The sequence below is a fragment of the Actinoplanes sp. 13 genome (assembly GCF_056134165.1).
The window spans coordinates 18,702-45,032 of sequence record NZ_JBVYOQ010000031.1 but is presented as its reverse complement, the minus strand read 5'-3'; the positions used below and the strand labels follow the sequence as shown (position 1 = coordinate 45,032).

The 26,331-nt window shown below is 70.0% G+C and carries 25 protein-coding genes and 2 pseudogenes; 17 read left to right on the top strand and 10 right to left on the bottom strand.

Translation table 11 applies throughout. The annotated features are described in order from the left end of the window. Window positions 1-14: 14 nt before the first annotated feature. Together AC0NH5_RS36430 and AC0NH5_RS36425 are read right to left on the bottom strand one after the other, a co-directional pair. Complete coding sequence (locus tag AC0NH5_RS36430) at window positions 15-1,103, bottom strand: methyl-accepting chemotaxis protein (RefSeq protein WP_474411782.1); 1,089 nt, start codon at window positions 1,101-1,103, stop codon at window positions 15-17. Further along, window positions 1,100-1,642 carry a hypothetical protein gene (locus tag AC0NH5_RS36425; RefSeq protein WP_474411781.1) on the bottom strand — a complete coding sequence of 181 codons (543 nt, stop codon included), beginning with the start codon at window positions 1,640-1,642 and terminating at the stop codon, window positions 1,100-1,102. The genes AC0NH5_RS36430 and AC0NH5_RS36425 overlap by 4 nt, the downstream gene beginning before the upstream one ends. Window positions 1,643-1,975: 333 nt before the next feature. Here AC0NH5_RS36425 and AC0NH5_RS36420 point away from each other — a divergent pair, with 333 nt between their 5' ends. Then, window positions 1,976-4,915, top strand: coding sequence for a PAS domain S-box protein (locus tag AC0NH5_RS36420; RefSeq protein ID WP_474411779.1), 2,940 nt, complete (start codon window positions 1,976-1,978; stop codon window positions 4,913-4,915). Window positions 4,916-4,959: 44 nt separating this feature from the next. Here the strand turns inward: AC0NH5_RS36420 and AC0NH5_RS36415 are convergent, their stop codons facing one another. After that, window positions 4,960-5,907, bottom strand: coding sequence for an anti-sigma factor RsbA family regulatory protein (locus AC0NH5_RS36415; protein WP_474411778.1), 948 nt, complete (start codon window positions 5,905-5,907; stop codon window positions 4,960-4,962). A gap of 356 nt (window positions 5,908-6,263) precedes the next feature. Here AC0NH5_RS36415 and AC0NH5_RS36410 point away from each other — a divergent pair, with 356 nt between their 5' ends. From AC0NH5_RS36410 to AC0NH5_RS36385, 6 genes and pseudogenes are all read left to right on the top strand, one after another. Then, window positions 6,264-7,421, top strand: a complete 1,158-nt coding sequence (locus AC0NH5_RS36410; RefSeq protein WP_474411776.1) for an acyl-CoA dehydrogenase family protein — start codon at window positions 6,264-6,266, stop codon at window positions 7,419-7,421. A 5-nt stretch (window positions 7,422-7,426) separates the two neighbouring features. After that, a complete protein-coding gene (locus AC0NH5_RS36405) occupies window positions 7,427-9,496 on the top strand; it encodes a SpoIIE family protein phosphatase (protein ID WP_474411775.1) in 2,070 nt (689 codons plus the stop codon). A 171-nt stretch (window positions 9,497-9,667) separates the two neighbouring features. Continuing rightward, the gene (locus tag AC0NH5_RS36400) at window positions 9,668-10,012 is read left to right on the top strand and encodes a response regulator (protein ID WP_474411773.1); all 345 of its coding nucleotides are present in this window, start codon (window positions 9,668-9,670) and stop codon (window positions 10,010-10,012) included. Between the two features lie 69 nt (window positions 10,013-10,081). Beyond that, window positions 10,082-10,612 (top strand): annotated as a pseudogene (locus AC0NH5_RS36395) (RAD55 family ATPase); the annotation flags it as partial. A gap of 203 nt (window positions 10,613-10,815) precedes the next feature. Then, a complete protein-coding gene (locus AC0NH5_RS36390; RefSeq protein WP_474411861.1) occupies window positions 10,816-11,319 on the top strand; it encodes an RAD55 family ATPase in 504 nt (167 codons plus the stop codon). Next, entirely contained in the window at window positions 11,300-11,479 is a 180-nt protein-coding gene (locus AC0NH5_RS36385) for a hypothetical protein (RefSeq protein WP_474411771.1), read from the top strand. The genes AC0NH5_RS36390 and AC0NH5_RS36385 overlap by 20 nt, the downstream gene beginning before the upstream one ends. Window positions 11,480-11,662: 183 nt before the next feature. Here AC0NH5_RS36385 and AC0NH5_RS36380 read toward each other — a convergent pair whose 3' ends face one another. Continuing rightward, window positions 11,663-11,818 (bottom strand): hypothetical protein, encoded by a 156-nt coding sequence (locus AC0NH5_RS36380; RefSeq protein WP_109597081.1) that lies wholly within the window; start codon window positions 11,816-11,818, stop codon window positions 11,663-11,665. A gap of 255 nt (window positions 11,819-12,073) precedes the next feature. Between AC0NH5_RS36380 and AC0NH5_RS36375 the strand changes: the two genes are divergently transcribed. The 5 genes from AC0NH5_RS36375 (at window position 12,074) to pafA (ending at window position 16,955) form a co-directional block, all read left to right on the top strand. Continuing rightward, window positions 12,074-12,454, top strand: coding sequence for a PPOX class F420-dependent oxidoreductase (locus AC0NH5_RS36375; RefSeq protein ID WP_474411769.1), 381 nt, complete (start codon window positions 12,074-12,076; stop codon window positions 12,452-12,454). A gap of 63 nt (window positions 12,455-12,517) precedes the next feature. Continuing rightward, a complete protein-coding gene (locus AC0NH5_RS36370) occupies window positions 12,518-12,997 on the top strand; it encodes a hypothetical protein (protein WP_474411767.1) in 480 nt (159 codons plus the stop codon). Window positions 12,998-13,093: 96 nt separating this feature from the next. Beyond that, window positions 13,094-14,848, top strand: a complete 1,755-nt coding sequence (locus tag AC0NH5_RS36365; protein ID WP_474411765.1) for a S8 family serine peptidase — start codon at window positions 13,094-13,096, stop codon at window positions 14,846-14,848. A gap of 107 nt (window positions 14,849-14,955) precedes the next feature. Beyond that, window positions 14,956-15,555 carry an acyl-CoA-like ligand-binding transcription factor gene (locus AC0NH5_RS36360; protein ID WP_474411763.1) on the top strand — a complete coding sequence of 200 codons (600 nt, stop codon included), beginning with the start codon at window positions 14,956-14,958 and terminating at the stop codon, window positions 15,553-15,555. Window positions 15,556-15,599: 44 nt separating this feature from the next. Continuing rightward, window positions 15,600-16,955, top strand: coding sequence for a Pup--protein ligase (gene pafA, locus AC0NH5_RS36355; RefSeq protein ID WP_474411761.1), 1,356 nt, complete (start codon window positions 15,600-15,602; stop codon window positions 16,953-16,955). Between the two features lie 99 nt (window positions 16,956-17,054). Here the strand turns inward: pafA and AC0NH5_RS36350 are convergent, their stop codons facing one another. The 3 genes from AC0NH5_RS36350 to AC0NH5_RS36340 all read right to left on the bottom strand — a co-directional run bounded on the left by AC0NH5_RS36350 (window position 17,055) and on the right by AC0NH5_RS36340 (window position 19,936). After that, a complete protein-coding gene (locus AC0NH5_RS36350; RefSeq protein WP_474411759.1) occupies window positions 17,055-18,983 on the bottom strand; it encodes a glycoside hydrolase family 15 protein in 1,929 nt (642 codons plus the stop codon). A gap of 121 nt (window positions 18,984-19,104) precedes the next feature. Then, a complete protein-coding gene (locus AC0NH5_RS36345; RefSeq protein ID WP_474411757.1) occupies window positions 19,105-19,464 on the bottom strand; it encodes a hypothetical protein in 360 nt (119 codons plus the stop codon). After that, window positions 19,457-19,936, bottom strand: coding sequence for a MarR family winged helix-turn-helix transcriptional regulator (locus AC0NH5_RS36340; protein ID WP_474411755.1), 480 nt, complete (start codon window positions 19,934-19,936; stop codon window positions 19,457-19,459). Before AC0NH5_RS36340 ends, AC0NH5_RS36345 begins: the two co-directional genes overlap by 8 nt. A gap of 195 nt (window positions 19,937-20,131) precedes the next feature. On the opposite strand from AC0NH5_RS36340, the gene AC0NH5_RS36335 reads away from it, so the two are divergent. From AC0NH5_RS36335 to AC0NH5_RS36325, 3 genes and pseudogenes are all read left to right on the top strand, one after another. Then, window positions 20,132-20,464, top strand: a complete 333-nt coding sequence (locus AC0NH5_RS36335; RefSeq protein ID WP_474411753.1) for an STAS domain-containing protein — start codon at window positions 20,132-20,134, stop codon at window positions 20,462-20,464. A gap of 41 nt (window positions 20,465-20,505) precedes the next feature. After that, a complete protein-coding gene (locus AC0NH5_RS36330) occupies window positions 20,506-21,411 on the top strand; it encodes an MEDS domain-containing protein (protein WP_474411751.1) in 906 nt (301 codons plus the stop codon). A gap of 48 nt (window positions 21,412-21,459) precedes the next feature. After that, window positions 21,460-21,558 (top strand): annotated as a pseudogene (locus AC0NH5_RS36325) (DUF6461 domain-containing protein); the annotation flags it as partial. 120 nt (window positions 21,559-21,678) lie between these two features. Here AC0NH5_RS36325 and AC0NH5_RS36320 read toward each other — a convergent pair. From AC0NH5_RS36320 to tsaA, 3 genes are all read right to left on the bottom strand, one after another. After that, a complete protein-coding gene (locus AC0NH5_RS36320) occupies window positions 21,679-22,041 on the bottom strand; it encodes a YybH family protein (protein ID WP_474411749.1) in 363 nt (120 codons plus the stop codon). A 45-nt stretch (window positions 22,042-22,086) separates the two neighbouring features. Continuing rightward, a complete protein-coding gene (gene nhaA / locus AC0NH5_RS36315) occupies window positions 22,087-23,391 on the bottom strand; it encodes a Na+/H+ antiporter NhaA (protein WP_474411747.1) in 1,305 nt (434 codons plus the stop codon). A gap of 74 nt (window positions 23,392-23,465) precedes the next feature. Beyond that, window positions 23,466-23,876 carry a tRNA (N6-threonylcarbamoyladenosine(37)-N6)-methyltransferase TrmO gene (gene tsaA / locus AC0NH5_RS36310; protein WP_474411745.1) on the bottom strand — a complete coding sequence of 137 codons (411 nt, stop codon included), beginning with the start codon at window positions 23,874-23,876 and terminating at the stop codon, window positions 23,466-23,468. 364 nt (window positions 23,877-24,240) lie between these two features. On the opposite strand from tsaA, the gene AC0NH5_RS36305 reads away from it, so the two are divergent. Then, window positions 24,241-25,548 carry a CE1 family esterase gene (locus AC0NH5_RS36305; RefSeq protein ID WP_474411743.1) on the top strand — a complete coding sequence of 436 codons (1,308 nt, stop codon included), beginning with the start codon at window positions 24,241-24,243 and terminating at the stop codon, window positions 25,546-25,548. 194 nt (window positions 25,549-25,742) lie between these two features. Beyond that, window positions 25,743-26,324, top strand: coding sequence for a DM13 domain-containing protein (locus AC0NH5_RS36300; protein ID WP_474411741.1), 582 nt, complete (start codon window positions 25,743-25,745; stop codon window positions 26,322-26,324). Window positions 26,325-26,331: the final 7 nt, after the last annotated feature.

Sequence of the window (26,331 nt, the reverse complement as noted above, 5' to 3'; positions counted from 1 at the left end):
CTCAGGCCTTCCCCTCAGTACCGGAACGAGGCGGCGATGTCGCTGAGGTCCCGCGCCATGGCGGCCAGCTCGGCGGAGGCCTGCTGGGCGGCCGTCGCCTCGGTGGTGGTGGCCGTGGCATTGTTCGAAACCGCCGTGATGGTCTGCGCGATTTCCTGCGACCCGGTCGCCAGCTCGGCGACGCTCCGGTTGATCCCGCTGGTCGTCACCGACTGCTCCTCAACCGCCGAGGCGATCCTGACCTGGGCATCGGCAACCAGCGTCACCACGTCCGAGATCGCGCTGATCGCGGCAGCTGCCGCGGTCGTCTCGCTCATGATGGATGTGATCTTGGTGCTGATGTCCTGCGAGGCTCGGGCCGTCTCCTGGGCCAGATCCTTCACCTCACCGGCCACCACGGCGAAGCCCTTGCCGGCCTCTCCGGCCCGGGCTGCCTCGATGGTCGCGTTCAACGCCAGCAGGTTTGTCTGCGCGGCGATCGCCGCGATGGTCTCGACGATGGCGCCGATCTCGGCGCTGGCGTCACTGAGCTGCGCGACAGTGGCCGAGGTGGTGGCGGCGTTTCGGAGTGCTTCACCTGCCACCGTGGCCGCCTTGTCGGTGCTGCGGGCGATCTCGTTGATGGCGGCGGTCATCTGCTCCGCGGAGGATGCCAACGCGGTGACGTTGCCGGAGATGTCGTCCGCCGCGCTCGCGGCCTGTACGGTCTGCCCACTCGTGGCCGACGCCTGCTGATCGAGACGCCCGGAGAGGGCTGACAGGTGTTGTCCTGCGGCGGTCAGCGCCTCCGCGCGTTCGCCAACCTGGCCGACGGCGGCGCGGACACCGGCCACGGCGGCGTTGAACTCACGCGCCATGTCTGTGGCCTCGTCGTGCCCGTCCTCAGGCAGTTCGATGGTCAGATTGCGGGCCGCGAGCTCACGCAAGCCGGCGATCACCTGGTCCGCCGGACGGACCACGCTGGCGGTGATCACCAGCGCGAGCAGGGCGGCGATCAAGACGGCGAGCGTCAGGGCGACCCCGATGGCGATCAGCATGACTCGTCGCGAATCGGCGGCGACCTGGACGCTGTGCCGCTGCGCGGCGTCCGCTCGTGCGGTCACCGAATCGACCAACTTGTCGGTGGCTTCGAGGATCTGGTAGTACGCCGCGTACCGTCGCCGACGATCAGGGCGTTGGCACGGGCCGTCGCGGTGGCAGTGTTCTGGCGGAACAGGGCGACGACCTGCTCGTCGTAGCTGAGGAAGGCGTCGAAGCCCGACTTCACCGTGGCGAACAGCTGCTGCTCCTGCGCGGTGAAGTAGCCGGTGTGCACGGCGGCCAGATCGCTGCTCAGGGCGCGCGCCGACTCGAGGAACCCCTTGCGGTTGGCGGAGTCCTCGGCGGTGGCGGCACGCCCACCCTTGAACGGGACGTCCCAGGCGTAGGAGACCTGCCATCCGCTGACATCGGCGTCCCGGAACTTCAGCTCCATGACCTCCCGGGTGAGGACCTGAAGCCGGCCGATCTCGCCGTTGGCGCCCTGTTGAGCCGCCGAACTGCGTTCACCGATCACGGCCATGCCGGCCAGCATCAGGCACAGCGCCGCGAAGGCCAGGGCGAGACGAGCGCGAAGCCGTACCCGGCGTCCCAGTGCCACCATGCTTTGACACGCTCCCTGAAGCGACTGACCGTAGCGCTCCCATATCGGCACCTGATCCGGTCGGCACAGCACAGCACACGTGATCGTCAGCCCACTCCGGACCGCGCCGACGTTTCTGCACCGCAGCACGCATAGCGGCCGCGGCAGTTGATCGTTCACCGTCGGCAGGGCCGGCCCGGTCGCCGGTCCGGCAACCCGCCCGCGCCGGACCGCCATCGTCCGCCACGGTACGAAGGGCGAGCCCGCATTCTGGCTATCGCCCGTGAAGCGCCTCACTCTGGGCGACGATGAAGGGTGATGCTGAACCGACTTGAGCCGGTAGGAGTCGGACGGGTGGCTGACCCGGTCCGGCTGCGGACGTTGGCGGCTACCGGCTTGCTGGACAGCGCAGCGGTGCCGTCACTGGACCGGCTGACGTCCTTGGCCGCGAAGCTGATAGGCGCGCCGCTGGCTCTGGTGTCGTTGGTCGGCGCCGACCGGCAGGTGTTCGCCAGTGGATGCGGCTTGACCGGCCGGCCGGCTGTCGAGCGGCAGACGCCGTTGTCGCACTCGTACTGCCAGTACGTGGTCGCCGATGATGCGCCGCTGGTGGTGTCGGACGCCCGCGCTGATGAGCGACTACGCAACAGCCCGGCGATCGCCGACGGCCGGGCGATCGCCTATGCGGGGTTCCCGGTGCGGTCGCCGGACGGACTGGTGCTGGGGTCGTTCTGCGTGGTGGACACCCGGCCCCGGCACTGGACCGAGCACGAGTTGGCCATCGTGCGAGGGCTGGCGCAGGCGGCGGAGTCAGAGATCGCGGTTCGGCTGGCCCATCGCGAGTCGCTGCTGCTGGCGGCCCGGATGCAGGCGGTGCTCGACTTCGCTCAGGACGCTTTCGTGTCGATGACGGCCGACGGAGTGGTCATCGCCTGGAACGCCGCGGCTGAGCAGCTGTTCGGATGGTCAGCCGACGATGCTCTGGGGCGACCGGTGACCGAGCTGATGATCCCACAACGCTTCCATGCCGCACACAACGCGGGCCTGGCCCGGGTGCGCCGAGCAAGGACGTCGACGCTGGCGGGGCAGCGGCTGGAACTGGCCGCGGTCGATCGCGGTGGCCGGGAGTTCCCGATCGAGTTGACCTTGCAGGTCAATGTCCAGGACGACGAGTTGATCTTCCACGGTTTCCTGCACGACATCACCGAGCGCAAGCGCGCACAAGCGCAACTGGAGGCCGAGCGGCAACAACTGGCCGACGAGCGCACGTTCCTGCAGGCATTGCTGGACAGCCTGGACACTGGTGTCGCCGCTTGTGATGACGGCGGACATCTCACGCTGTTCAACCGGGCGGTGCGAGAGCTGCACGGCGTGCATCAAGGCCCGTTGGCTGATCATGCGTGGGCGCAGACCTACCAGCTGTATGCCGCCGACGGGCGGAGCATGCTCGCGCCCGAGCAGGTGCCGCTGGCCCGGGCGTTCACCGGGGAGACGGTGCGGGGCGAGCACCTCATCGTTCGGGCGGCCAGCGGTCAACCGCGCAGGTTCGTGGTCAACGGCCAGCCCATCGACACCCCGGACGGTCGCCGGTTGGGCGCGGTCGTGGCGATGCACGACATCACCGAGGCACACCACATCGAGACGCTTCGCCGAGCGCAGCATGCTGTGGCCGAGGCGTTGTCGGAGGCGACCGGTGCCGAACAGGCAGCCACCGCAGCGATCGCCGCCGTGGCCGGCGAACTGGGCTGGGCCTGCGCGGAGTACTGGCAGATCACCGAGGACCGGCAGCGGATCTCGCGGGTCAGCTCCTGGACAGCGCCCGGCCGGGACCTGAGCGCCTTCACCAGCTCCGAGCCACTGGTCTTCACCTGTGGGCAAGGACTTCCCGGCCACGTGTGGCAGCAAGCCTCGGTCGTCTGGACCAGCGACCCGGACACCGATGTCACCGCATTCACCAGGCGGTCGGCCGCCGCCCGGGCCGGACTGCGTACCGCCATCGGGCTTCCCGTGGACAGCGCGGACAAAGTCGTCGGTGTGCTGGCCTTCTTCACCGACATCGACATCCCCCGCGACTCCGACGTGCTGACGATGCTGACCAGCGTGTGCGCTCAAATCAGCCGTTTCATGGAACGCCGCCGCGCCGAGGACCTCGCCCTGGCTCTGGCCGCCGCCCGCCACGACCTCGACCGGGTCATCGCGCGGGTCAACGACTTCGTCTGGAGCCTGCACATGCTGCCGGACGGCACCATGCGAGTGCTGTACAGCAGCCCCAACAGCAACGACGTCTACGGCGGCCCGTTCCCCACGGACACCGACCCGGCAGAGACCATGCGCCGGCACGTCCATCCCGGCGACCGTCCCGCCCTGGAGGACTTCTTCTCCACACTTGCCCGCAACGAGCACACCGAGATGGAATGCCGCCTCGTCGGCGCCGACGGCATCACCCGCTGGCTGTGGGTCCGCGCCTTCCCTCGGCGCGAGGGCGAGCAGCTCTTCATCGACGGCATCACCACCAACATCACCGAACGCCACCAGCTGACAGAACAACGCGAACAACTGCTCGAAGCGCAGCAGGAACAGGTTCACAGGCTGCAGGAGATCGACCGGATGAAGGACAACCTCGTCGCGGTGGTCAGCCATGAACTACGCAATCCCATCGGCGTCATCCGCAGCTACACCGAGATGCTGCTCGACGAGCCCGACCTCACCGGCCGTGGGCGCACCGATCTGCAAGTCGTTCATCGCACGACCGGCCACCTCGAACACATCGTCGACGACCTGCTCGACCTGGCACATCTCGAGGCCGGACCCGCCCGGCTCCACCGGCGGCTGCTGTCACCGGCGCGGCTCATCCGCGACACGGCACGCGCTCACGTACCGGCCGCCGCTGCCAAACAGCTGACCATCACCACCGACATCGACCCATTGCGCCTGGTTCCCGTCGATGCCGCCCGACTACGTCAAGTCCTCGACAACCTGCTGTCCAACGCCATCAAATACACCCCGAAAGGTGGCGCTGTCGCCGTCACCGCCCGCAGCGATGTCCACGGCGTCACCATCACCGTGAGCGATACCGGCATCGGCGTCCCCGCCGAACAGCTCCCACACCTGTTCACCCGGTTCTTCCGCGCCAGCACCGCCACCGAGCGCGGCATCAAAGGCACCGGCCTGGGCCTTGCCGTCACCAAAGCGATCATCGATGCCCACAACGGCACCATCACGGCCTCGGCTGCCCCGGGCGGCGGAACCTGCTTCACCATCACTCTGCCCGCCGACACCGAGCCGCACGGCTGAAGCCGCCGACGAGAGGTGCCGACCGGCGGGGTCCGGTGCAGGGTTCAGCGGGAATCCTCAGGCATGGTGACCGCGAAACGGACGATGGTTGTTCCGTCGCGGCGGCCGATCGCCAACGCGTCACAGAGTTGTTGCGCGATCCACAGGCCGCGACCACCGGCCAGCGCACGCAGCGTTGGCCGATAGCCGATCAGCAGATCGTCGGGGCCAGGTCCGTCGTCACTGACCTCGCACGTCAGGGTTCTGCCGTTCAGCCAGAGCCGAACCTCGCGGCGGCCGGAGCCGTGCCGGATGCTGTTGGTAGCGATCTCGCTCATCGCGAGCACCAGGTCATCACCGCGGTCCTGGCCGGACCAGCCATGGGCCGACAGCATGTCGGACACGGCATGGCGGGCGGCCGTCACGCCGTCCTGCAGCTCCATCGTGATCACGGGCTGCCCGATCACCGGCGGCAGCGGTTCCGGGACCGCTCGAAGAAACTGCTCGGTGGGCACGTAGGTCTCGCTCTTGCGGCGTTGCGAGTGGGAGATCACGGTGGGGTGGGTGCGCCGGGCCTCGTCCACCAGCGTGCCGGGCAGCACCCTGATGTCGTACGGGCAGATGATCGAGGCAGGCGCCTGCGCGAAAACCTGGTTCAGCGCAGCCTTGTAGCGGGTCCAGGTCGCGTGGCGCGCATCGGCACCGAACCCGACCTCTCCGATCAGGCGTATCTGCTGATGTCCGCCTTCGGCGGCGTCCGCCAACATTCGCTGCCAAGCCGCGACGGTGGTCGCCGGCCGCACATACCACTCATCCCGGTCGAAGAACGACACGGCAGCCGCGTCAGCACCCAGGGCGTCGCGCAGCAGGGAGATGTTCGCCCTGGTCACTGCTGCGGCCGCCGCCTGTCCCTGTGCGAGCCCCTCGCGGACGAACGGAACGAGCACAGTGACGAACTCGTGATCGCTGTCGTAGAACATCGCGTCGTGAGTCAGCGCGGCGGTGGAGGACACCGGTTATATCACCTCGATCGAGGATTCGACGTCGTGGAAACCGACAAGGCGCCACATCCGGCCGAGCATTGGCGAAACACCGCGGATCGCCGCCCTTCCGTAATCCACACTACGACCTGACATGCCGCAACAACCATGCGGAACCCGCCACATCGACGTAGTGCGCATCGGTAGCGGCCTGTGGTGGCTCGGCGAACTGTCGGAGGATACGGCAAGGACGTGGTGATCGAGCGCATCTTGGGCTCGCGAGTACGCGAGAGAGCCGGGCACGCTCCCACCGACTCCGCAGCGACTCGGTGTGTGGATACTTGCTGGCAGCAAGTAACCGTGTCGATGAGGCCTTCGGAGGTGTGGCTGTGGCGAAGGCCGAGCTCGGTGCCGTCATCGCCGCGGCGCAGCGGGTAGCCGATACCACCGTTGCCGCCGAGGCTTCTGTGGTGGACCGGGAGGGCCGCTGGCCCGAGGCGAGCTTGAAGGAACTACAGCGCGAGCTGGGCGGATTGGTCGTCGACGAGCGTCTCGGCGGCCTGGGGCACGGCCTGCCGGCCGTCGCGAGGGTCGGGGAGATCATCGGTCGCCGGTGCGCCTCGACGTCGATCTGTTTCGGCATGCACCTGGTCGCATCGGCCGTGATGGGGGCCAAGGCGACCGCGCGGCAGGAACAGCAGTACCTACGTCCCATCGCCGCCGGTGAGCACCTGACCACCCTGGCGTTGTCCGAGCCCGGCACGGGCAGTGAGTTCTGGCTGCCGCAGTGCCGGATGCAGTCCGACGGCGACGCTCTGCGGATCACCGGTACCAAGAGTTTCGTCACCAACGCCACGCACGCCGACTCGTACGTCATCAGTCTGGTGCGCGCGGCGTCACCGACGACGCCGGGCAGCTTCTCCGTCGCGGTCCTCGACGCCGCGACCCCGGGCCTGCAGTGGGGTCCTCCTTGGCACGGGTTCGGCATGCGCGGCAACGACTCGCGATCGCTGCGGATGCACGACATGCCCCTCGGCCGGACGCAGTTGCTGGGTGAGGAGGGCGACGAGATCTGGTACGTCTTCAACGTCGTCGCCCCGTTCTTCTTGACAGCCATGGCCGGCGCCTACCTCGGCGTGGCGACGGCAGCCCTGGAGACCGGCCGCGAACACCTGAAACGGCGACGCCACACCCACAGCGGGCGGCGACTATCGACGCACCCGGTCCTGCAGCACCGGCTGGGCACTCTGTGGGCGACCGTCGAGCGCACCCGGCGGCTGCTGTACTTCGCTGCCGAGGAGGCCGGGTCAGGCGGACCGGCCGGACTGCTGGCGCTGTGCTCGGCGAAGGCCGAGGTCGCGCAGACCGTCGACACGGTCACCAACGAGGTGATGACACTCGTGGGTGGGATCGGCTACGGCAACGACGGCGATCTGCACCGCTATCTGCGCGACGGCCGAGCCGCGCATGTCATGTCACCGACCACCGACATCCTGCGGACCTGGGTGGGGCGCGCACTGCTCGACGAGCCCTTGCTGGAGGACTGAGCGGCGTGTCGCGCCGTCTCGTCCTGGCGGGTCTGCCGACCGCCGTCGCCACGAACCGGAGCGGCGACGCCCAGGTGCTGGAGATCGCGCCGGGAGCTCTCACCGTCGAAGCCGTCACCCAGCCGATCGACGGCCTGCGCCCCGCCTGCATCGTCGTGGTCCTGGGTCCCGACGCCGCCGATCCCTTCGCGGTCGTGCACGCGCTGCAGCCGGCTCGCAACCACATCAGCGTCATCGTCGTCGGCGGCGCGCCCACGGCCGGCATCGACCCGCTCGGGCTGGTGGCCGGCCGGCACATCGTCCGCATCACCCCCGACCGGCTGGATGATCTCGGTGCCCTCATCGACGAGCGGTTCACCGATGTCGAGAACGAACGCCGCCATCGAGCCCTTCGCGCCACCGCCCAGGCGCAGCTGACAGCCAGAGGTACAAGCGCGCTGCGCCGAGTCGGCGAACGGCTGTTCGGAGAGATGCTGACCCGGGCACCCATCAGCGTGGTCCTGGTGGATCTGGCGGGCAGAGTCGTGGCTTGGAACGACCGCGCCGGCCGGTCGCTCGGTCTTACCGAGCCTGACGACCTGAACCGCGACGTGACACGGCTGTTCGACGACCCCGCCGCGGTCGAGTCGCATCTGGGTCTGCGCTCGCCACACCGTCCGGACGACGAGCGGACCGGCCTGCCGGCCGACGACCACGTGGTCACGTTCGGCCTCAGCAAGGCGGACGACAGGACGTCCTACCTGCGCCTCACCGGACAGCGGATCACCGACGACGCCGGAGTCGCGCGGTTGCTCATCATCGCTGAGGACGTGACCGAGACCGTCGAACACCAACGGCAGATCATGCGGCACAGCAGGCAGAGCCTGACCGCCGCGGAAGTCGCTGCCGCCATGGCCGCGACCGGCCCCCTGGATCGGGCCCTGCGCCGATGCAGCAATGCCATCACCGCTCAGCTGGGGTTCGCCGCCACGGCGATCTGGATGTACCACCGCGACACCGACGACTTCTCGCTCGAAGCCGTCTCGGGGCCCGCCGACGACGTCCTGCGCGGTTACCAGGACGTCGTGGCGGGTGAGGGCGTGGTCAGACGTATCAGCGCCGGCCGGAGCCCCATCACCACGGAGCCGGCTCGCGCCGGAACGGAGGCGTCGCCGCCGTACTCCTTCGCCGGCTACCCGCTGATCAGTGGCGAGGAAATGGTCGGGGTGCTGGGCATGCTGCACCCTGGCCACCTCGACCCCGGCATGCTCACGCCGTTGCCCGCCATGGCGCGCCAGATCGCCGTCGGCATCCATCAGTCCCTGCTCCATCAGCAGACCATCACCGTCGCTGAAGCGCTGCAGAAGCCGCTGCTGCCGCCCGCTCTTCCCACCATCGTCGGCCTCGATCTCGCGGCGCGCTACCAGCCGCACGGCGACAGCACCCGCATCGGTGGTGACTTCTACGACGTGTTCGAGGTGGCTGACGGGCGGTACGCCATGGTATTGGGCGACGTCTGTGGCAAAGGGCCGGAAGCCGCCGCGGTCACCGGGCTCGTGCGGCACACCATTTGGACCGCCGCCCAGCACCGAGCCGAAGCGGACTACGTTCTCCCCCTGGTGAACCGGGCTCTGCGGCGCAACGGCGACGCCCGGTTCTGCACCTTGACCTACGCTGTGCTCGAGCACGCCGGACCGGCTGGGGCCACCGTTCAGCTGACCTGTGCCGGGCATCCGCCGCCGGTCATCCACCAGGCAGGCCGCACCCGCCTCAGTACGGCGCGGGGCACTCTGCTGGGCGTCACCCGACGCCTCAACCTCCGCGCCGAAACCGTGATCCTTTCCCCCGGAGACGCGCTCGTCTGCTACACCGACGGGTTCACCGAAGGCGCGGGCTCGCATGACCAACGCCAGCCCACCGACATCGCCGCCGACATCAGCGACATCACCTCCACGCCATCTGTCCGCGCGTCCGTCATCGTCGACGCTCTGCTCGCCCGTACCCGAGCACACCTCGGCGCCGGCTTACGCGACGACCTCGCCGCACTCGTCGTCGCCATCCCTGCGCCTACTCGCGCTATCACTGAGGGTAATTGACAGCCCGTACACATCGACGGCTTCGTCGCGCTCCTCGATCGGGTGTGGCGGTCGGCTGGCCGGCTGGCTGGATACCCCCTCAACGGCGCTGTGAGCTGGCATTCTGGAGGGCTGAGTCCGCGGAAGTTCTTCCTCGGCGAACGGATGGCTCGGTGGGCAGGATCCTAGTGAGTGACTGATGATGAGCCGGATCTTCGGTTCCTGCTGCGGCGCATCTTCAGCCGGGCCGGCCACCAGGTCACCGAAGCTGGCGACGGCGCCGCCGCGCTGGCATCGGTGCACGAATCTCCACCGGATCTGGTGGTGACCGACATGACGATGCCGGTGACGGGAGGGGCGGAACTCATCCGCCGGCTGCGGGCGGACCCGGAGACCGCAGCGATTCCGGTCCTGGCGGTCAGCGGGAACGTGCACCTGGCAGTCGGTGCTGACCGCCGGCTGGCCAAGCCGTACCAGAGCGCCGAGTGGCTCGAATTGGCCGAGTGCCTGCTCCGGGAAGGGCCGGGCGCGAAGTGAAGCGACTTTCGGCCGGGCCGGCCGGCCTGGACCCTCGTCCTCGGGGGTGGTCTGTTACCCGGCTCGGTGATGATTCTGGCCGGGCCGCCGGGCGCGGGTAAAACGATCCTGGCGCAGATCTGTTTCACCAACGCCACCACCGAGCGCAATGCCGTCTACTGCACGACTCTCTTCGAGCCGCATGCCAAACTCGTCGAGCACCTGAGCGGCTTCGCCTTCTTCGATGCCGCAGCCCTGGGATCCAAGGTCGAGTACGTGCATCCGGGCGACATGCTGCGAGACACCGGCACGAGCGACCTCGATCTACTGATCGACGAAGTGGTGCTCAACGCCCTCGACGAGCCGGTGCTGGCGGTGATCGACAGCACCCGGATCCTCCGGGACTTCGTCAGCGAACAGACCCTGCGAATGGCGTTGTACGACCTGACCAGCCGCATCACGCACAGCCGTGCCGTGCTGCTGCTGGGCGGGTACACCGCTGACGAGATGCAGACCGGAGTGGAGTCCACCCTCGCCGACGGCATCATCCACCTGTCGCACCAGCCTCGGGAGCCGGTCGACCGGCGCGGCCTGCGGGTGGTCAAGATGCGTGGCACCAACCACCTCAGCGGCGCGCACACTGTGCAGATCACCGCCGACGGTTTCCAGGTGTTCCCCCGGGTCGAGTCGTTTCTGCGCGACGAGGTGCCGCCGAGGGGTGGACGGGTCCCCTCCGGGCTCCCCGGCCTGGATGCGCTGATGGAGGGAGGTTTGCCGCACGCAGACGCCACCCTCGTCCTGGGGCCCTCCGGAGGGGGAAGACCATCGGCTGTCTCAACTTCGTCGCCGAGGGTCTGGGCCGCGGCGATCGGTGCCTCTGCATCACTTTTCAGGACACCGTGGACCAACTGGCCGACATGGCCGGCCAGTTCAACTGGGATTTCGAGACTGCCCGTCGCAACAACCAGCTGGTGATCTCGCATGTGTCGGTGGGCCAGCTCGACCTGGACGTCCTGGCATCGATCGTCCGGCATCGCCTCGCCGACGGCACGACCACGCGGGTCGTCATCGACAGCCTGGCCGAGATGGCGCACGCCGCCCGTGGAACCGAACGGTTCCCCGCTTACCTACGCAGCCTCGTCGGCCTGGCCCGCGCCGCCGGAGCCGCCTGCTGGGTCACCAGCGAGACCCGCACGTTCGAGCCCGTCGAAGACCCTCTGGCCGGGCTGATGTACCTGTTCCACAACGTGATCCAGATCCGCTACGTCGAGGGCTGCGCCGATCGGCCGAACCCTCGATGTCCTGAAGATGCGCGACAGCCGTCATGACAGCGGCATGTACACCTGCCACATCACCGCCTGCGGCGTCACCGTCGGCGACAAACTCGCCCACGTCACCGGGATGCTTGGATGGACCGCCCTGCGCGGCTGCTCCACCGCATCGGGCGGCGAGCGAACCAGCGCCGGCCCGGTCTGCCGGACCGGCTGAGCCGGGCACCCCGGAGCGCCATGGTCGTCCGGATTGGCATCCGGCCTCCTCGACCATGCGTCGAGCCTGCCGGTGCAGCCCGCCGGCCCGTACCTCGGGCGAAACACCGCCGCAGCTGCAAGCACGTGAAAAGGCGCCCCGTAACGACGGGGCGCCTTTTGTCAACTCTGCCGAGGAGGCAGGTCAGAACCAAACTTTTCGGCCACCGACCGGGCGGCCGACAGCGCCGAGGATCCAGAGCACGGCACCGATCACCAGGAGGATGATGCCGATCGTGTAGAGGATCGACACCTTGAGGAAGATGCCCAGCAGCAAGAGGATGAGTCCCAGAACCAGCATGACTTTGCTCCGTTTCGTCGGCGGGCATCTCCCGCCGGGCCCCTTGTACCCAACGCATCGAAATACCAATCCGCCTCGATGATCATGGTGGTACGCCGGGCCGCCGTCACCGCGCGGCGGTCCCTCCTGGAGCGCTGAACGCACAGCGAGAAGTTTCCTCGCTTGCGGCCGGGACCGGGTCGCGCCGCTGCTGGGAGGATGATTGCCGCCTCGTCATCCCGGTGACCCGCAGCCGATCAGCACCAAGGAGCCGACATGACCGTGCCCGCCGAGATCGCCGCCAGCAAGCAGATCAGCCTGACCACCTATCGCAAGGACGGCACCCCGGTGTCGACCCCGGTCTGGCACGTGGCGGACGGCGACACCCTGACCACCGTGTCGGCAGCCGACGCCTGGAAGGTCAAGCGCATCCGCCGCAACCCCGAGGTCGAGGTCGTCGCCTGTGACATCCGCGGCAAGGTAGCGCCGGGCGCCCAGCCGGTCCGGGGCACCGCCACCCTGCTCCCGCCGTCCGAGACGGAGACCGCGCGCCGCCTGATGGAGCGTCGTTACGTCTCCGCCCGCATCGGCGGCGGGCTGGCCAGGCTGCTGCGCATCAAGCGGCCGGCGGGTGTCGGCATCGTCATCACCCTCTGACGATCCTCTCCGGCCGTCGCGCTGCGACGAATGAGCCGGCGGCGTTCGGGGCAATGGATCGTCATGGATGAGGAGGACGTCACCGCTTCCTACACGTTCGGCAGCCTGCTGGTGCGTACCGCCGCAGTCATCGCCGCGTTCGCGGCGCCGGTGGCCTTCGGGATCGCCGGGGCGTCCGGGTTGTTCGGCACCGATTCGCTGTGGCAGCGGGTCGCTTTCGTGCCGCTCGGCCTGGTGATCAGCGCCGTCTACGGCTATCTGGCGCTGTTCCGGATCGCTTACCGCCTCACGATCAGCGGCTCGCGGCTGCGCTGGCGGGCCGTGCTGCGCGCCGGGAGCGCACCGCTCGCCGACGTGCGTGAGGTGCTGCCCCACTCGAACAACTACACGACCGTGGTGCTCGCCGGCGGACGGCGGGTGCACGTCGCCGGGGTGCACGACGTGTGGCCGTTCCTCGAGGAACTGCGCCGGGTGGCGCCGCACGTCGAGATCACCCCGAGCCTGACCGTGTGGCCGCCCCGAGCGTTCCGGACCGGGCGCTGACCGGCTACTACCCACGCGCAACAGTCCGACATCTCGGTTCACAACCGTCGCTCCCGAGTCTTGACCCGGTAAGCAACTCGGGAGGGGACGTCGTTGATGAAGGCTCAGATCCGTAGGTACACCGTTGCCGCCGTCGCCGTCGGTGCGCTCGCCGCGGTCGGCGCTGTCGCTCTGCCGACCGGGTCGACAGGCTGGGAGCCGGTCACCTACGGCCTGACGGCCGCGCCGGAGCAGCTGCTCCCGGCCACCGTCTCCGCCGAGCGGCCCGCCCGGGTCGTCACCACCACGGTCGGCGCGGACGGCAAGCCGGTGATCAGGGTCGCCGAGGCCACCGACCGGGCCGCCGCGGCCGGTCTGGTCGAGACCGGCCAGAACGCCGAGGGCGCGGTGAGCGTCGAGGTCGACGCTCCGATGTACGCGCTGGGCGTCCCGTCCGGCTCGGACCCGTACCGCGCCCAGCAGTGGGACTTCGCGAAGCTGCGGGTGGCCGAGGCCTGGAAGGCGTCGACCGGTCAGGGCGTCACCGTCGCGGTGATCGACACCGGTGTCGACGCGAATCACCCCGACCTGCAGGGCAAGGTGCTCGGCGGGTACGACGCGATCGCGAACCGGGCCGGCGCCGGCACCGACGGCAACGGGCACGGTACGCACGTGGCCGGCACGATCGCGGCCACGACCGGCAACGGCACCGGCGTCTCGGCGATCGCCCCGGACACCCGGATCCTGCCGATCAAGGCGCTGGGCTCGAACGGCAGCGGCAACATGTCGGACGCCGCGGAGGGCATCGTCTGGGCAGCCGACAACGGCGCGCAGGTGATCAACATGTCGCTCGGCTCGACCGCCAAGGTCGCCGCCGTCACGAACGCGGTCAACTACGCCCGCAGCAAGGGTGTCACCGTCGTCGCGGCGGCCGGGAACAGCCGTACCTCCGGCAGCCCGGTCTCCTACCCGGCGGCCGACGCCGGGGTGATCGCGGTGGCCGCGACCGACTCCGCCGACCGCTACGGCAGCTACTCGAACGCCGGCAGCTACCTGGACGTCGCCGCGCCGGGCAGCAGCATCCTGAGCACGTACCCGACGGCGCTCGGTTCCGCGTACCGGTCGATGAACGGCACCTCGATGGCGTCGCCGCACGTCGCGGCGGTGGCCGCGCTGCTGAAGGCGGCGAACCCGGCGCTGACGCCGGACCAGGTGGAGGCCGCCCTGGAGAAGACCGCTGTGGACCTGGGCCCGGCGGGCTTCGACAACGACTACGGCAACGGCCGGATCGACCCGGTGGCCGCGCTCGCCGCCGTCGCCCCGGCGACGACCGCGCCGACGACCGCGCCCACCGTCGTCCCGACCACCGCGCCCACCACCAGTGCCCCGGTCACCAGCGCGCCGGTCACCAGCGCGCCGGTGACGAGTGCTCCGGTGACCAAGGCGCCGGCTCCCACCACGAGCGCTCCGTCCAGCCCCGCCTCCACCGGGGCGGCGTACGAGGCGCAGGTCGTCACGCTGACCAACGCGCAGCGGACGGCCAACGGCTGCGGGGCGCTCCGCGTCGACGACCGGCTGACCACCGCGGCCCGCGCCCACAGCGACGACATGGTGGCGAAGGACTTCTTCAGCCACACCGGCTCCGACGGCAGCAGCTTCGTGACCCGGGCGACCCGGGCCGGCTACACCGGCGCGTCCGGCGAGAACATCGCCGCGGGCTACCGCACGCCGCAGGAGGTGGTGACCGCCTGGATGAACAGCTCCGGGCACCGCGCCAACATCCTCAACTGCTCCAGCGTCGCCATCGGTGTCGGCCTGGCGACCAAGGCGGACGGCACCACGTACTGGACCCAGAACTTCGGCCGGATCTGATCCGGCCGCCGAACGCCCGCCCACCGCTGTCAGCGGTGGGCGGGCGTCATCACATGCCAGGAACGCCACCTGGTGCCATCGGCGCATCCGAGGGGTACCGTCGAGGGATGCTGCAGGCGGCCCCGATCCCGGTTCGTGAACGGGCCCGCCGTGCCATGCGCGCCGAGCTGGCGATTTTGGCCCAGGACCTGTTCGCCTCGCGGGGTTACGAGCAGACCACGATCGACGACCTGGTCACCGTCGCCGGCATCTCCAAGCGGACGTTCTTCCGCTATTTCACCTCCAAGGAAGACCTGGTCCTCGGCAAGCACGACCTCTGGGCCGAACGACTCGTCGAGGCGTTCGGCGCCCGCCCCGACGGCGAGCCGGTGTGGGAATCGCTCCGGCACGCCTTCGACGTCGTCGTCGACTATTTCGACGACGCGGCCCAGTTGCCCCGCGCCCTCGCCACGGAGAAGGTCATCCACGACAATCCGGCGCTCGCCGCCGGCGAGCTGGAGCGCATCGCGCGGGTCCAGCACCACCTCACCGAGCTGGTGGCCCACCGCCTCGGGCAGCACTCACCCGCCGACCCCCGTGCGGCCGCCATCGCCGGCGCCGCACTGTCCTGCCTGGTAGCGGCCAAGAACGTCTGGATCACCGGCGATCAGGCACAGCCGTTCAGCGATCTGCTCGACCAGACCATGTCCGCCCTCGAACCCGCGTAGACGCCCACGACCCGACTGTCGACACGCGACCGGATGGAGCTGCCATGGAACGGCGAATCCTCGGACTCGAAACCGAGTACGGCATCACCTGCACCTACCGTGGACAGCGGCGGCTGTCACCCGACGAGGTGGCCCGCTATCTGTTCCGCCGGGTGGTCTCGTGGGGGCGCAGCAGCAACGTGTTCCTGCGCAACGGCGCCCGCCTCTACCTCGACGTCGGCTCCCACCCGGAGTACGCGACACCCGAGTGCGACTCCCTGACCGACCTGGTCGCCCATGAGCGGGCCGGCGAGCGGATCCTGGAGGGGCTGCTCGTGGAGGCCGAGAAGCGGCTGCACGACGAGGGCATCGCGGGCGAGATCTACCTGTTCAAGAACAACACCGACTCGGCCGGCAACTCGTACGGCTGCCACGAGAACTACTCGGTGTCCCGGCACGGCGAGTTCAGCCGCCTCTCCGACGTCCTCATCCCGTTCTTCGTCACCCGGCAGCTGATCGCCGGCGCGGGCAAGGTGCTGCAGACGCCGCGCGGTGCGGTGTTCTGCCTGTCGCAGCGCGCCGAGCACATCTGGGAGGGCGTCTCCAGCGCCACCACCCGGTCCCGGCCCATCATCAACACCCGCGACGAGCCACACGCCGACGCCGAGCGGTACCGCCGCCTGCACGTGATCGTCGGCGACTCGAACATGAACGAGGTGACGACCTTCCTGAAGGTCGGCAGCGCGGACCTGGTCCTCCGGATGATCGAGACCGGCATGGTGATGCGCGACCTCGTCCTGGAGAACCCGATCCGGGCGATCCGCGAGGTCAGCCACGACGTCACCGGCCGCCGCAAGGTCCGCCTGGCGAACGGCAAGGAGATCTCCGCCCTGGAGATCCAGCAGGAGTACCTCGCGAAGGCAGTCGAGTTCGTCGAGCGCCGCGGCGACCAGAACGCCAAGCGGGTCGTCGAGCTGTGGGGCCGGGTGCTCGACGCGATCGAGAGCCAGAACCTCGACCCGGTCGCGCGGGAGATCGACTGGGTGTCGAAATACCAGCTGATCGACCGGTACCGGGCCCGCCACGACATCCCGATGAGCCACCCGCGGATCGCGCAACTCGACCTGGCGTACCACGACATCCGCCGCGGCCGCGGCCTGCACGCGCTGATGGAGAAGCGCAAGCAGGTCGACCGGATCGCCACCGACCTGCAGATCTTCGAGGCCAAGGAGACGCCGCCGCAGACCACGCGGGCCCGGCTGCGCGGCGAGTTCATCAAGCACGCGCAGGAGAAGCGGCGCGACTTCACCGTCGACTGGGTGCACCTCAAGCTCAACGACCAGGCGCAGCGGACCGTGCTCTGCAAGGACCCGTTCCGGGCGTACGACGAGCGGGTGGAGCGGCTCATCGCCAGCATGTGACAGCCGGGCGCGTGCTCGGCGCGCGCCGCGAGGCCGTACCCCGTCGCCGTCAAGGTCTCGGGGGACGGCCCGGCGCCGCCGGTCAGCACCGATCGGGCGTCAGGAGAACTCCTGCTGGAACTCGGTGACGATGATCCGCGCCGCGGCCTCGATCAGAGCCAGGTGGGAGAAGGCCTGCGGGAAGTTGCCCAGGTGACGCCCGGTGCTGACGTCGAACTCCTCGGCGTAGAGCCCGAGCGGCGAGGCGATGCGCAGCAGCCGTTCCATCAGGTCGCGGGCGCGCTGCCGCTCGCCGACGATCGACAGCGCGGAGACCAGCCAGAACGAGCAGATGAGGAAGGAACCCTCCCGCCCGGACAGGCCGTCGTCGGTCTCCTCGGTGCGGTACCGCAGCACGAAGCCGTCCTCGGTCAGCTGGTCGGCGATGGCCAGGACGCTGGCGTGCAGGCGCGGGTCGTCGTGCTCGAAGAAGCCGAACATGGCCGCCAGCAGCGTCGACGCGTCCAGCGCATCGGTCTCGTAATGCTGGCGCAGCACGCCGGCATCGGTCAGGCCGTGCGCGACGATGTCGTCCTTGATGTCCGCGGCGGTCCCGCGCCAGGTCGCGGCCAGGCCGGCATCCGACCGGATCTCGGCGAGTTTGGCGGCACGGTCCATCGCGACCCAGGACAGCAACTTGGACGAGACGTAGTGCTGCGGTTTGCCCCGCGCCTCCCAGATGCCCTGGTCCGGCTCGCGCCAGACCGCTGTGGCACACCGGGCCTGCGACTCGACCAGCGACCACAGCCGCCGGGGAAGGCGCTGGCTGCGGCGGGTGTGCAGCAGGATGGAGTCCAGCACGGCGCCGAACACGTCGTTCTGCCGCTGGTCGAACGCCCCGTTGCCGACCCGCACCGGGCGGGCGCCGTCATAACCGGACAGATCGTCGCGGGTGGACTCGGTGAGGTCACGGCGCCCGTCGATCCCGTACATGATCTGCAGGGAACCGTCGGCGTTCGGCTGGAGGTCGGCGACGAACTGCATGAACTCGTCCGCCTCCCAGTCCAGGTTCAGGTAGTGCAGCGCCTGCAGCGTGAACGTCGAGTCCCGCATCCAGGTGTAGCGGTAGTCCCAGTTGCGCTCCCCGCCCGGCGTCTCCGGCAGCGACGTGGTGAGCGCCGCCACGGTGGCGCCGGTCGGCATGTACGACAGGCCCTTGATGACCAGGGCGGACCGCTGGATCGGGTCACGCCACCGGTGATCCGGCAGTCGGGCCCGGTCGAGCCACGACCGCCAGTACCGTGCGGTGGCGGCCAGCCTGCGCCGGGCGTCGTCGAGGCTCGGCGCAGGAGTGGGGCCGGCCGCCCAGGACAGCGAGCAGAAGACCTCGTCGCCCGCGGTCAGGGTCCGTCGCGCCCGGACCCGGTCCCCCTCGACGCCCAGTGCCAGGTCGGTCCCCAGGCTGACCGACCGGCCGGCGCCGCTCGCCTCGGCGACATGCCGGCCGGCAGTCTCGTCCAGGGTCCACTCGGCCGAGGTCCGGCCGTAGTCGAACACCGGCTCGCACACCAGCTCCACCTCGACGGTGCCCTCCAGGCAGCGCGCGGTCCGCACCAGCATGTGGTCGGCGTCGTCGTCGGCCGGCGGCCGGCTGTGCGGGGTGACCTCGTCCGGGCCGTCGTGCGGTCCCACCGTGAGCGCCTCGCGCACCTCCAGCCACCCGGTGGGCGTCTTCCAGGTGGTGACCAGCACGTTCGTACCCGGGTCGTACGCCCGGGCGGCCGGATGGTTGATGCCGAACGGAGCCAGCCGGAAATAGCCCGCCTGCCGGTCCAGGACGGCGCCGAAGATGCTCGGCGAGTCGAAGCTGGGGACGCACAGCCAGGCGACCGAGCCGTCCGGGGCGATCAGGGCCCCGGTGTGGCAGTCGGAGAGGAACGCGAGGTCGGCGATCGGCGGGAACGGCGACGGCGCGGCCGCGCTCCGCTCCCGCGTCCCGCGGTCCGCCGTGGCGCTGCTGGTGGGCTGCTGCTCGGCGCTGTCCCGCATCGCCGTCTCCTTCCGTCCGGCACGAGGCCGGCGCGCTGACCGTTCGGCATGGGGCTCGGACGGTCATCGTCGCGGGTCGCCGGGACGGTGCGCCTCATCCCTGACGGATGGGCCAGGGCCTTCAGGGGTGGTGACGGGTGTGCTCGACGGCCGGTCCGGCGGGGCCGTTCAGCGCGGAGCGCAGGGCAGGCCCGATGACCAGCGTCGAGAGCGCGAACATGGCGGCGAACACGGCCACTGCGAGGCCCGGCGCCCACCAGGAGGCGAACCGGCGGCGCAGTCGCACCAGCATGGGCAGCATCGCGGCGAGCCCCAGCACCCCGAAGACCAGGGTGCCGCCGACCCCGGTCAGCAGCGCCGTGCCGGCCAGCAGGCCGGCGTGGTGCAGCAGGTGCGGGACCAGGCCCACCGCTGTCCCCACCGCGGCGCCGACGCTCCATCGCCGGCCCCGGGTCACGGGCTCCACCGGCGCCTCAGCCATGGCGCGCCGCACTCGCACCGGCGGGGGCCGGCTGCCCGGCGGCGGCCTCGACCAGCGTGGTGAGCGCGTCGATGACCGCCGGGCGCTGCTCCGCCGGGATGTTGCGCAGCAGCTCGGTGAACCGCGCCGCCCGGGCGACCGCCAGCTCCCCGGCGGCGCGGCTGCCCTCCGGCGTGAGCTCCAGCCACACCAGCCGGCCGTCACCGGGACGCTCGGCCCGCCGCACCCAGCCACGGCCGGTCAGCTGGCTGACCAGGCGGCTGACCGTGCTCTTCTCCAGCCGCAGCCGCTGGGCCAGCTCGCTCTGGGTCAGCGGGCCGTCGCGGTCGAGCTCCCCGACCGCGTGCGCCTCGGAGGCCGGCACGGGGGTTCCGCACGGTGTGCGGTCGGGCTGATGCAGGCCGAACGCGCGCACGAACGCGGAGATCCGTCCCTGCAGCAGCATCGCCTGATCGAGATCGTCGGTCGACATGGTTCGACGATACAACTAATAGGTTCGACGATACAACCATCGCTGGATAGCGGCCGGTCAGCGCCGGGGCGCTCTGCCGGTGAGACCCGGCCGCTTCTGACACTTGCGATGGATTGCCGCGAGCTCGTCTCAGGCCGATGCTGATAGGTGCGTCCCGGATGGTGACGGTGGCGATAGACGACGACTGCGGCGGATGTGAAGCAACAATCCGAGGTTCTCGGCGGCTGCGAGCTGGTCTGGGCGAGCACCGAGGTCCGGCTCGGCGGTGAGATCGACCCTGTCAACGTTTCCCTGGTCGAACGGCGGGTGCTCCCGCTGATCGCCGACCCGGTCACCGTGATCGACTGCCGGTCGGTCACGTTCCTGGACGCGAACGGTGTCCGGATGCTGGCGCGGTTCGGAGCCGCCGCGCTCAGCGCGAACACCGTCGTACGTGTTCGGTGCTCACCGCGGGTGACGATAACCATGGAACTCTGCGGCTTCGCGGAACTTCCCGGTCTTGTGCTGACCCATGAGGAGCCCTCATGACCGCCCAGCTCGACGGCTTGCGATGCCATCACAGTTTGTTGGTGATCGAGGCGGATGACACCCTGGACAAAGTGCTGGTGCCGGCGTTGCGGCGGCATGCGGCCGGCGGCGACCCGGTGTTCCTGGTGGTGGGCCCGCACACCGAACGGATATTGCGGCAGGGGCTCGGTGATGTCGCCGATCGCCTCGAGTGGGACGCTCAGGAACAGTTCTACCGTCAGCTCGGTCTCGCCTACAGCGGGGTTGTGCACTACCTGCGTGAGCAATCAGCCCGCGGTCGGCGGGTGCACCTCTTCGGTGAACCCGGATACTCCGGCGACCGGCTGACCGCCTACCTGTCCTACGAGGCGTTCTACAACGAGATCTTTCCGGCCTTCGGCTTTCCGTTGACCTGCATCTACGATCAGCGTAAGAGCCCGGCCCGGGTGATCGAGCAGATCCGCCAGGTCCACAGCGAGGAATGGGACGAGCGGGGCTGCCTGCCCAATGCGGCCTACGTCCCGCCGGGAAAGTTTCTCAACGACCGGCTGCGTCCCCTGCCGCCGGTTCCGCCGGATGCTGACGTCGATACCGTCGTGTGGGGCCTGCCCGAGCTGACCATGTGCCGGGCGGCGATCGGCCGGTGGGCGGTCGCGCAGCACCTGTCGCCGGCGACGGTCACGCGAGTCGTGGTCGCTGTCAGCGAGGTGGTGGCCAACGGGCTCGGGCACGGCCGCCCGCCGGTGCGGGTGCGGGCGTGGCGACACAGGACCGATCTGGTCGTGCAGGCCGACGATCACGGCGGCCGGCGGATCCCGCCCGACGCCGGGTACCGCCCACCGCAGCAGCCCCTGGACCCGATGGGCCTGTGGGTGGCACGTCAGGCCGCAGAGATCCTGGCCACCGACACCGGCGAGGGCCTCACCTCGGTCCGGATGTCCTTCCCGCATCCGCCATCGATCAGCTGAGGATCGCGACGCCTCAGCTCGGCCCGCAGGGTCGGGGATGATCCTGGCGTGACGGCGTCTGTCCACGATTACCTCTGGTTCGGCAAGGGTCACCCGCTCGGCCTCAATTTCTGCGTGACGCTGGTGCGCACGCTCACCCCCGACGACGTGATCGCCGTGCCCTTTACCGGCCTGGTCGACCGGATCGCCACCGGCTCGGCAGGCGCACACCGCGAGACCGCACCCCCTCGCGCAAGGATCTCGGCGGTCGGCCCGGCGCCGGCGCAGTCACCCGCCGGGGACGAGCGCGGGGTGATCGATCACCCACAACCAGGTCCCGTCCAGCTGCCGGCGCGCGACCTCGACGGTCACGGTGCCATCCACCAGCCGGGTCGAGGTGAGCGCCAGACCGTCCGCGTTCAGGACGCTCAGCGGGACACCTGGTGTGAAGGTGGGCCGCCCCGTCAGCAGGCCCTCGTAGGCTGCGCGGATCTCCGCCGACCCGATGGCGGACCGGCCGTCGGGCAGAGCCATGACGGCTTCCGGCTCGTAGAGAGCGACGAGTCCGTCGACGTCGCCGGCGTTGAGCCGGGCGACGACGAGCCGGCTCAGGTCTTCGGGGCTCGCGGCACGTCCCGCTTCAGTGTCCACACCGCCGAGCATGCCCGGGGGGTATGACAACACGGCGGCCGGAGGTCAGCGCCGGGCGGTGTCGTCGTCCCAGAAGTCGGGGATGCCGTCGGCGTCGGTGTCGCGTTCCTCCTCGGCGCAGATCCGCCGGTAATGCCGGTTGCGGGCCCGCAGCACCAGCGCGGCCAGCACCGCCGCGATCAGCGAGCCGGCGAGGATGCCGATCCGGGCGTGTTCGTCCTTCTCGCTGCCCACCCCGAACGCCAGCTCACCGATCAGCAGCGACACGGTGAACCCGATGCCGGCCAGCAGCGCCAGCCCCAGCACGTCCCACCAGCTCACCCCGTCGCCCAGGGTGGCCCGGGTGAACCGCTGCACCAGCCATGTCGACCCCAGCACCCCGGCGCACTTGCCGACGACCAGGCCGGCGACGATGCCGATCGTCACCGGATCGCGGAACGCCTCGCCCAGACCACCGGCGCCGGCGACCGACACGCCTGCCGCGAAGAAGGCGAACACCGGCACCGCGAAACCCGCCGACAGCGGGCGCCAGCGATGCTCGAACTGCTCCGCCAGCCCGGGACCGGGCCGATCGTCGCGACGGATCACCGGCACCATGAACCCGAGCAGCACCCCCGCCACCGTGGCATGGATGCCGGACGCGTGCACCAGCCCCCACGTCACCGCGGCGAGTGGCAACAGCAGCCACCACGACCGGATTCGTCGTTGCACCAGCACCGCGAACACCGCCAGCGGCACCACCGCGGCGAGCAACGGCATCAGGTGCAGCGAGCTGGTGTAGAACACCGCGATGATCAGAATGGCCAGCAGATCGTCGACCACCGCGAGCGTGAGCAGGAAGGTGCGCAACGCCGCGGGCAGATGCGTCGAGATCACCGCCAGCACGGCCAGTGCGAACGCGATGTCCGTCGCGGTCGGCACCGCCCACCCCGACAACGCGCCGCCGGGCGAGCCCGTATTGACCGCCACATAGATCAACGCCGGCGCCGCCATCCCACCGACCGCCGCGGCCACCGGCATCACCGCCCGCCGCGGGTCCCGCAGGTCCCCCGCCACGAACTCCCGCTTCAGCTCCAGCCCGGCGACGAAGAAGAAGATGGCCAGCAGCCCGTCCGCCGCCCACTGCGCCAAGGTCAGGTCGAGGTGCAGCGCCTCCGGGCCCACCCGCAGCCCGATCAGGGTCTGATAACCCGCCGACCACGGCGAGTTCGCCCACACCAGGGCCAGCACCGCCGCGCCGAGCAGCAACGCGCCACCGACCGTCTCGGTGCGCAGGATGTCGCCGATCCGGGTGACCTCCGGCCAGCTGCCACGGCCGAAAAGGGGACGATGAGAGGGCGATCCGGTCACGGGACTCCTTCAGCAGGACACGACGAGGACATCGCCGACCAGACTTCCCGGCACACCTGCCGCCCAACTTACCGTCAACGATCGCCGCACGCCTCCAGGACCGGTTTCAGGTCGAGGATCGGGGTGCCGTCGAGCGCCTCCAGGTGGGCCACCCGCAGCCGGGGGCCGTCGACCGCCAGCACGGTGACCCGGTGCAGGCCGATCGGGTTGGGCCGGTCCGCCGACCGGGTGCTGAAGACCCCGGTCAGCGGGCGGGCCTCGTCGTCGCGCGGGTGGACCCGCAGCACGCTGCGGTCGGCCCGGTCCAGCCAGGTGAGCAGCAGCATCTCGGCGCCGGGCCCGATGTCGCGCAGCGCGTCCGCCCAGCGGGGGCCGAAGACCAGCCAGGCGGGTGGCGAGCCCTCGTCGCCCTGCTTCGGCGCGGTCGCCGGGTCGGTCAGCGGGGATTCGACCCGGCCGACCGGGGTGAGTTCCAGATCAGACATACCTGAGACGGTACGACTCATTCCGGCGCGTGCTCCGAGGAGAACGGCGTGCTCACGCCCAGGTACGCCAGGTGCATGATCACTTCATCAGCAAACGCACCGTCGACCCCACCTGCGCAGCATCTTCCGCAAGCTCGGCGTCACCTCACGACACGACGGCAGCTCAAGGACCATCCCGCGCTATGACACAGATTCGATGTGCAATAACTGTTACGCCGATGACTTCCGCACAGTCGCACGACCGCTGAGCACGCAATATTCGTCAATAGACATCCACATGCAACAATTTGTTGTCGGACTGGGAGCGCTCCCGTAACGTTCCTCTCGCGATTCCGCTATTGCACGTAATGAGGAGGTCTGGGCGATGGCAGAGCGAAGAAAAGGGAACCGCACGGTGCTGGGCACGGTCGTCGCCGCGGCCATGCTGATCGTGGCCGGAGCGACGGTACTGGCCGGCGGGACGGCGTCGGCCGAGCAGAGCAGCGCCCTCGCGGCCACCGCGGGATGCGGAAAAGCACCGACCCTGCGCGACGGGACCTACACGATCCAGAGCGGCGGGCGGGCCCGCACCTACATCCTGCGGCTGCCCGCCAACTACACCAGCAGCCAGGCCTACCGGCTCGTCGTCGGCCTGCACTGGCTCAACGGCAGCGCCAACGACGTGGTCGGCAACGGGTTCTACGGCCTGCAGCAGCGGTCCGGCAACAGCGCGATCTTCGTGGCACCGCAGGGGCTCGACGCCGGCTGGGCCAACACCGGCGGCCGCGACGTCACGCTCGTCGACGACATCCTGCGCGTGGTCGAGAACGACCTGTGCGTCGACACCGCCCAGCGGTTCGCGCTCGGCTTCAGCTACGGCGGAGCGATGAGCTACGCCCTGGCCTGCGCCCGGCCGACCGTGTTCCGGGCCGTCGCGCCGATCGCCGGCGCCAACCTCAGCGGCTGCTCCGCGCCGTCCGGGCCGGTCGCCTACTTCGGCATCCACGGCATCCGGGACAGCGTGCTGAACATCTCGTCGGGCCGCACGATCCGGGACACGTTCGTCCGCGCCAACGGCTGCACGGCGCAGAATCCGCCGGAACCCGCCCAGGGCAGCGGCACCCACATCACCACCGCGTACCAGGGGTGCCGGGCCGGATATCCGGTCCAGTGGGCCGCGTTCGACGGCGACCACGTGCCGCTGCCGGTGGACCGCAACGCCTCGACGTCCTGGGTGTCCGCCGAGGTGTGGCAGTTCTTCACCCAGTTCGGCGGCACCACCACCCCGTCGAGCCCGGCGCCCGGCCCCAGCTCGGCCGGCCCCAGCTCGCCCGCACCCAGCTCGCCCGCACCCAGCTCGCCCGGCCCCGACGGCACGGCGTGCCGCGTCACCAGCACCGTCAACGCGTGGAACAGCGGGCTGACCGCCAACATCACGGTCACGAACACCGGCAGCGCCGCGCTGAACGGCTGGACCGTGGCCTTCACCCTGGCGGCGGGCCAGACCGTCACCAGCGGCTGGAACGCCACCTACTCGCCCAGCTCCGGACGGGTCACCGCGACCAACGTCGGCTACAACGCGGGCCTGGCACCGGGCGCGTCGGTCAGCTTCGGCTTCCAGGCGTCCCACACCGGCAACAGCGGGGCGCCGAGCTCGTACGCCCTCAACGGCTCCCCCTGCACCGCCACCTGACACCCCACCAGTGTGTGAACTTGCGGTCCGATCCGAACCGCAACTTCACACACTGACCGGGCACCGAGCCGCGACCAACCTGGGTGTGAAGTTGCGGTCCGATTTGGACCGCAACTTCACACACGGGGTTGCCGTAAGCGGTTCGTAAGCGCTTGCGGCTGGTGCCCGCCGCCCGCGTCCGGTTCACTCGACGCGTGCTTCGCAGAGTGCTCAGCAGACCCGTCACCTGGCTCGCCGTCACCGTGCTCGGTCTCGGCGCCGCCTTCGCCCTCTACTGGTTCCAGCCGTGGCGGCTCGTCACCGACACCACCGTCACGGACGCGCTGTCGGTGACGGCGCCCCCGGCCGCGCAGGCCTCCGGCCCGACGACGCCGGAGGTCACGCCTTCCTCGGCTGCGCAGCCGTCCGGCGGCGCGGGGCCGGCGAAGGCGACAGTCGTCGCCGAGGGCGAGTTCGTGACACACGAGCACGACACCACCGGCACCGCCCGGGTGGTGCGCGCCGCGGACGGCAGCCATCGGCTGGAGCTGGCCGGCCTGAACACCAGCGACGGGCCAGACCTGCGGGTGTGGCTGTCGGACCAGCCGGTGCGGGCGGGCAAGGACGGCTGGCACGTCTTCGACGACGGCGCCCACGTCGAGCTGGGCCGCCTCAAGGGCAACCGCGGTGACCAGGTGTACCGCATCGACGCCGGCACCGACCCGGCCGCGTTCCGCAGCGTCAGCATCTGGTGCAAGCGCTTCTCCGTGTCGTTCGGCGCCGCCGCCCTCGAATGACCACCGA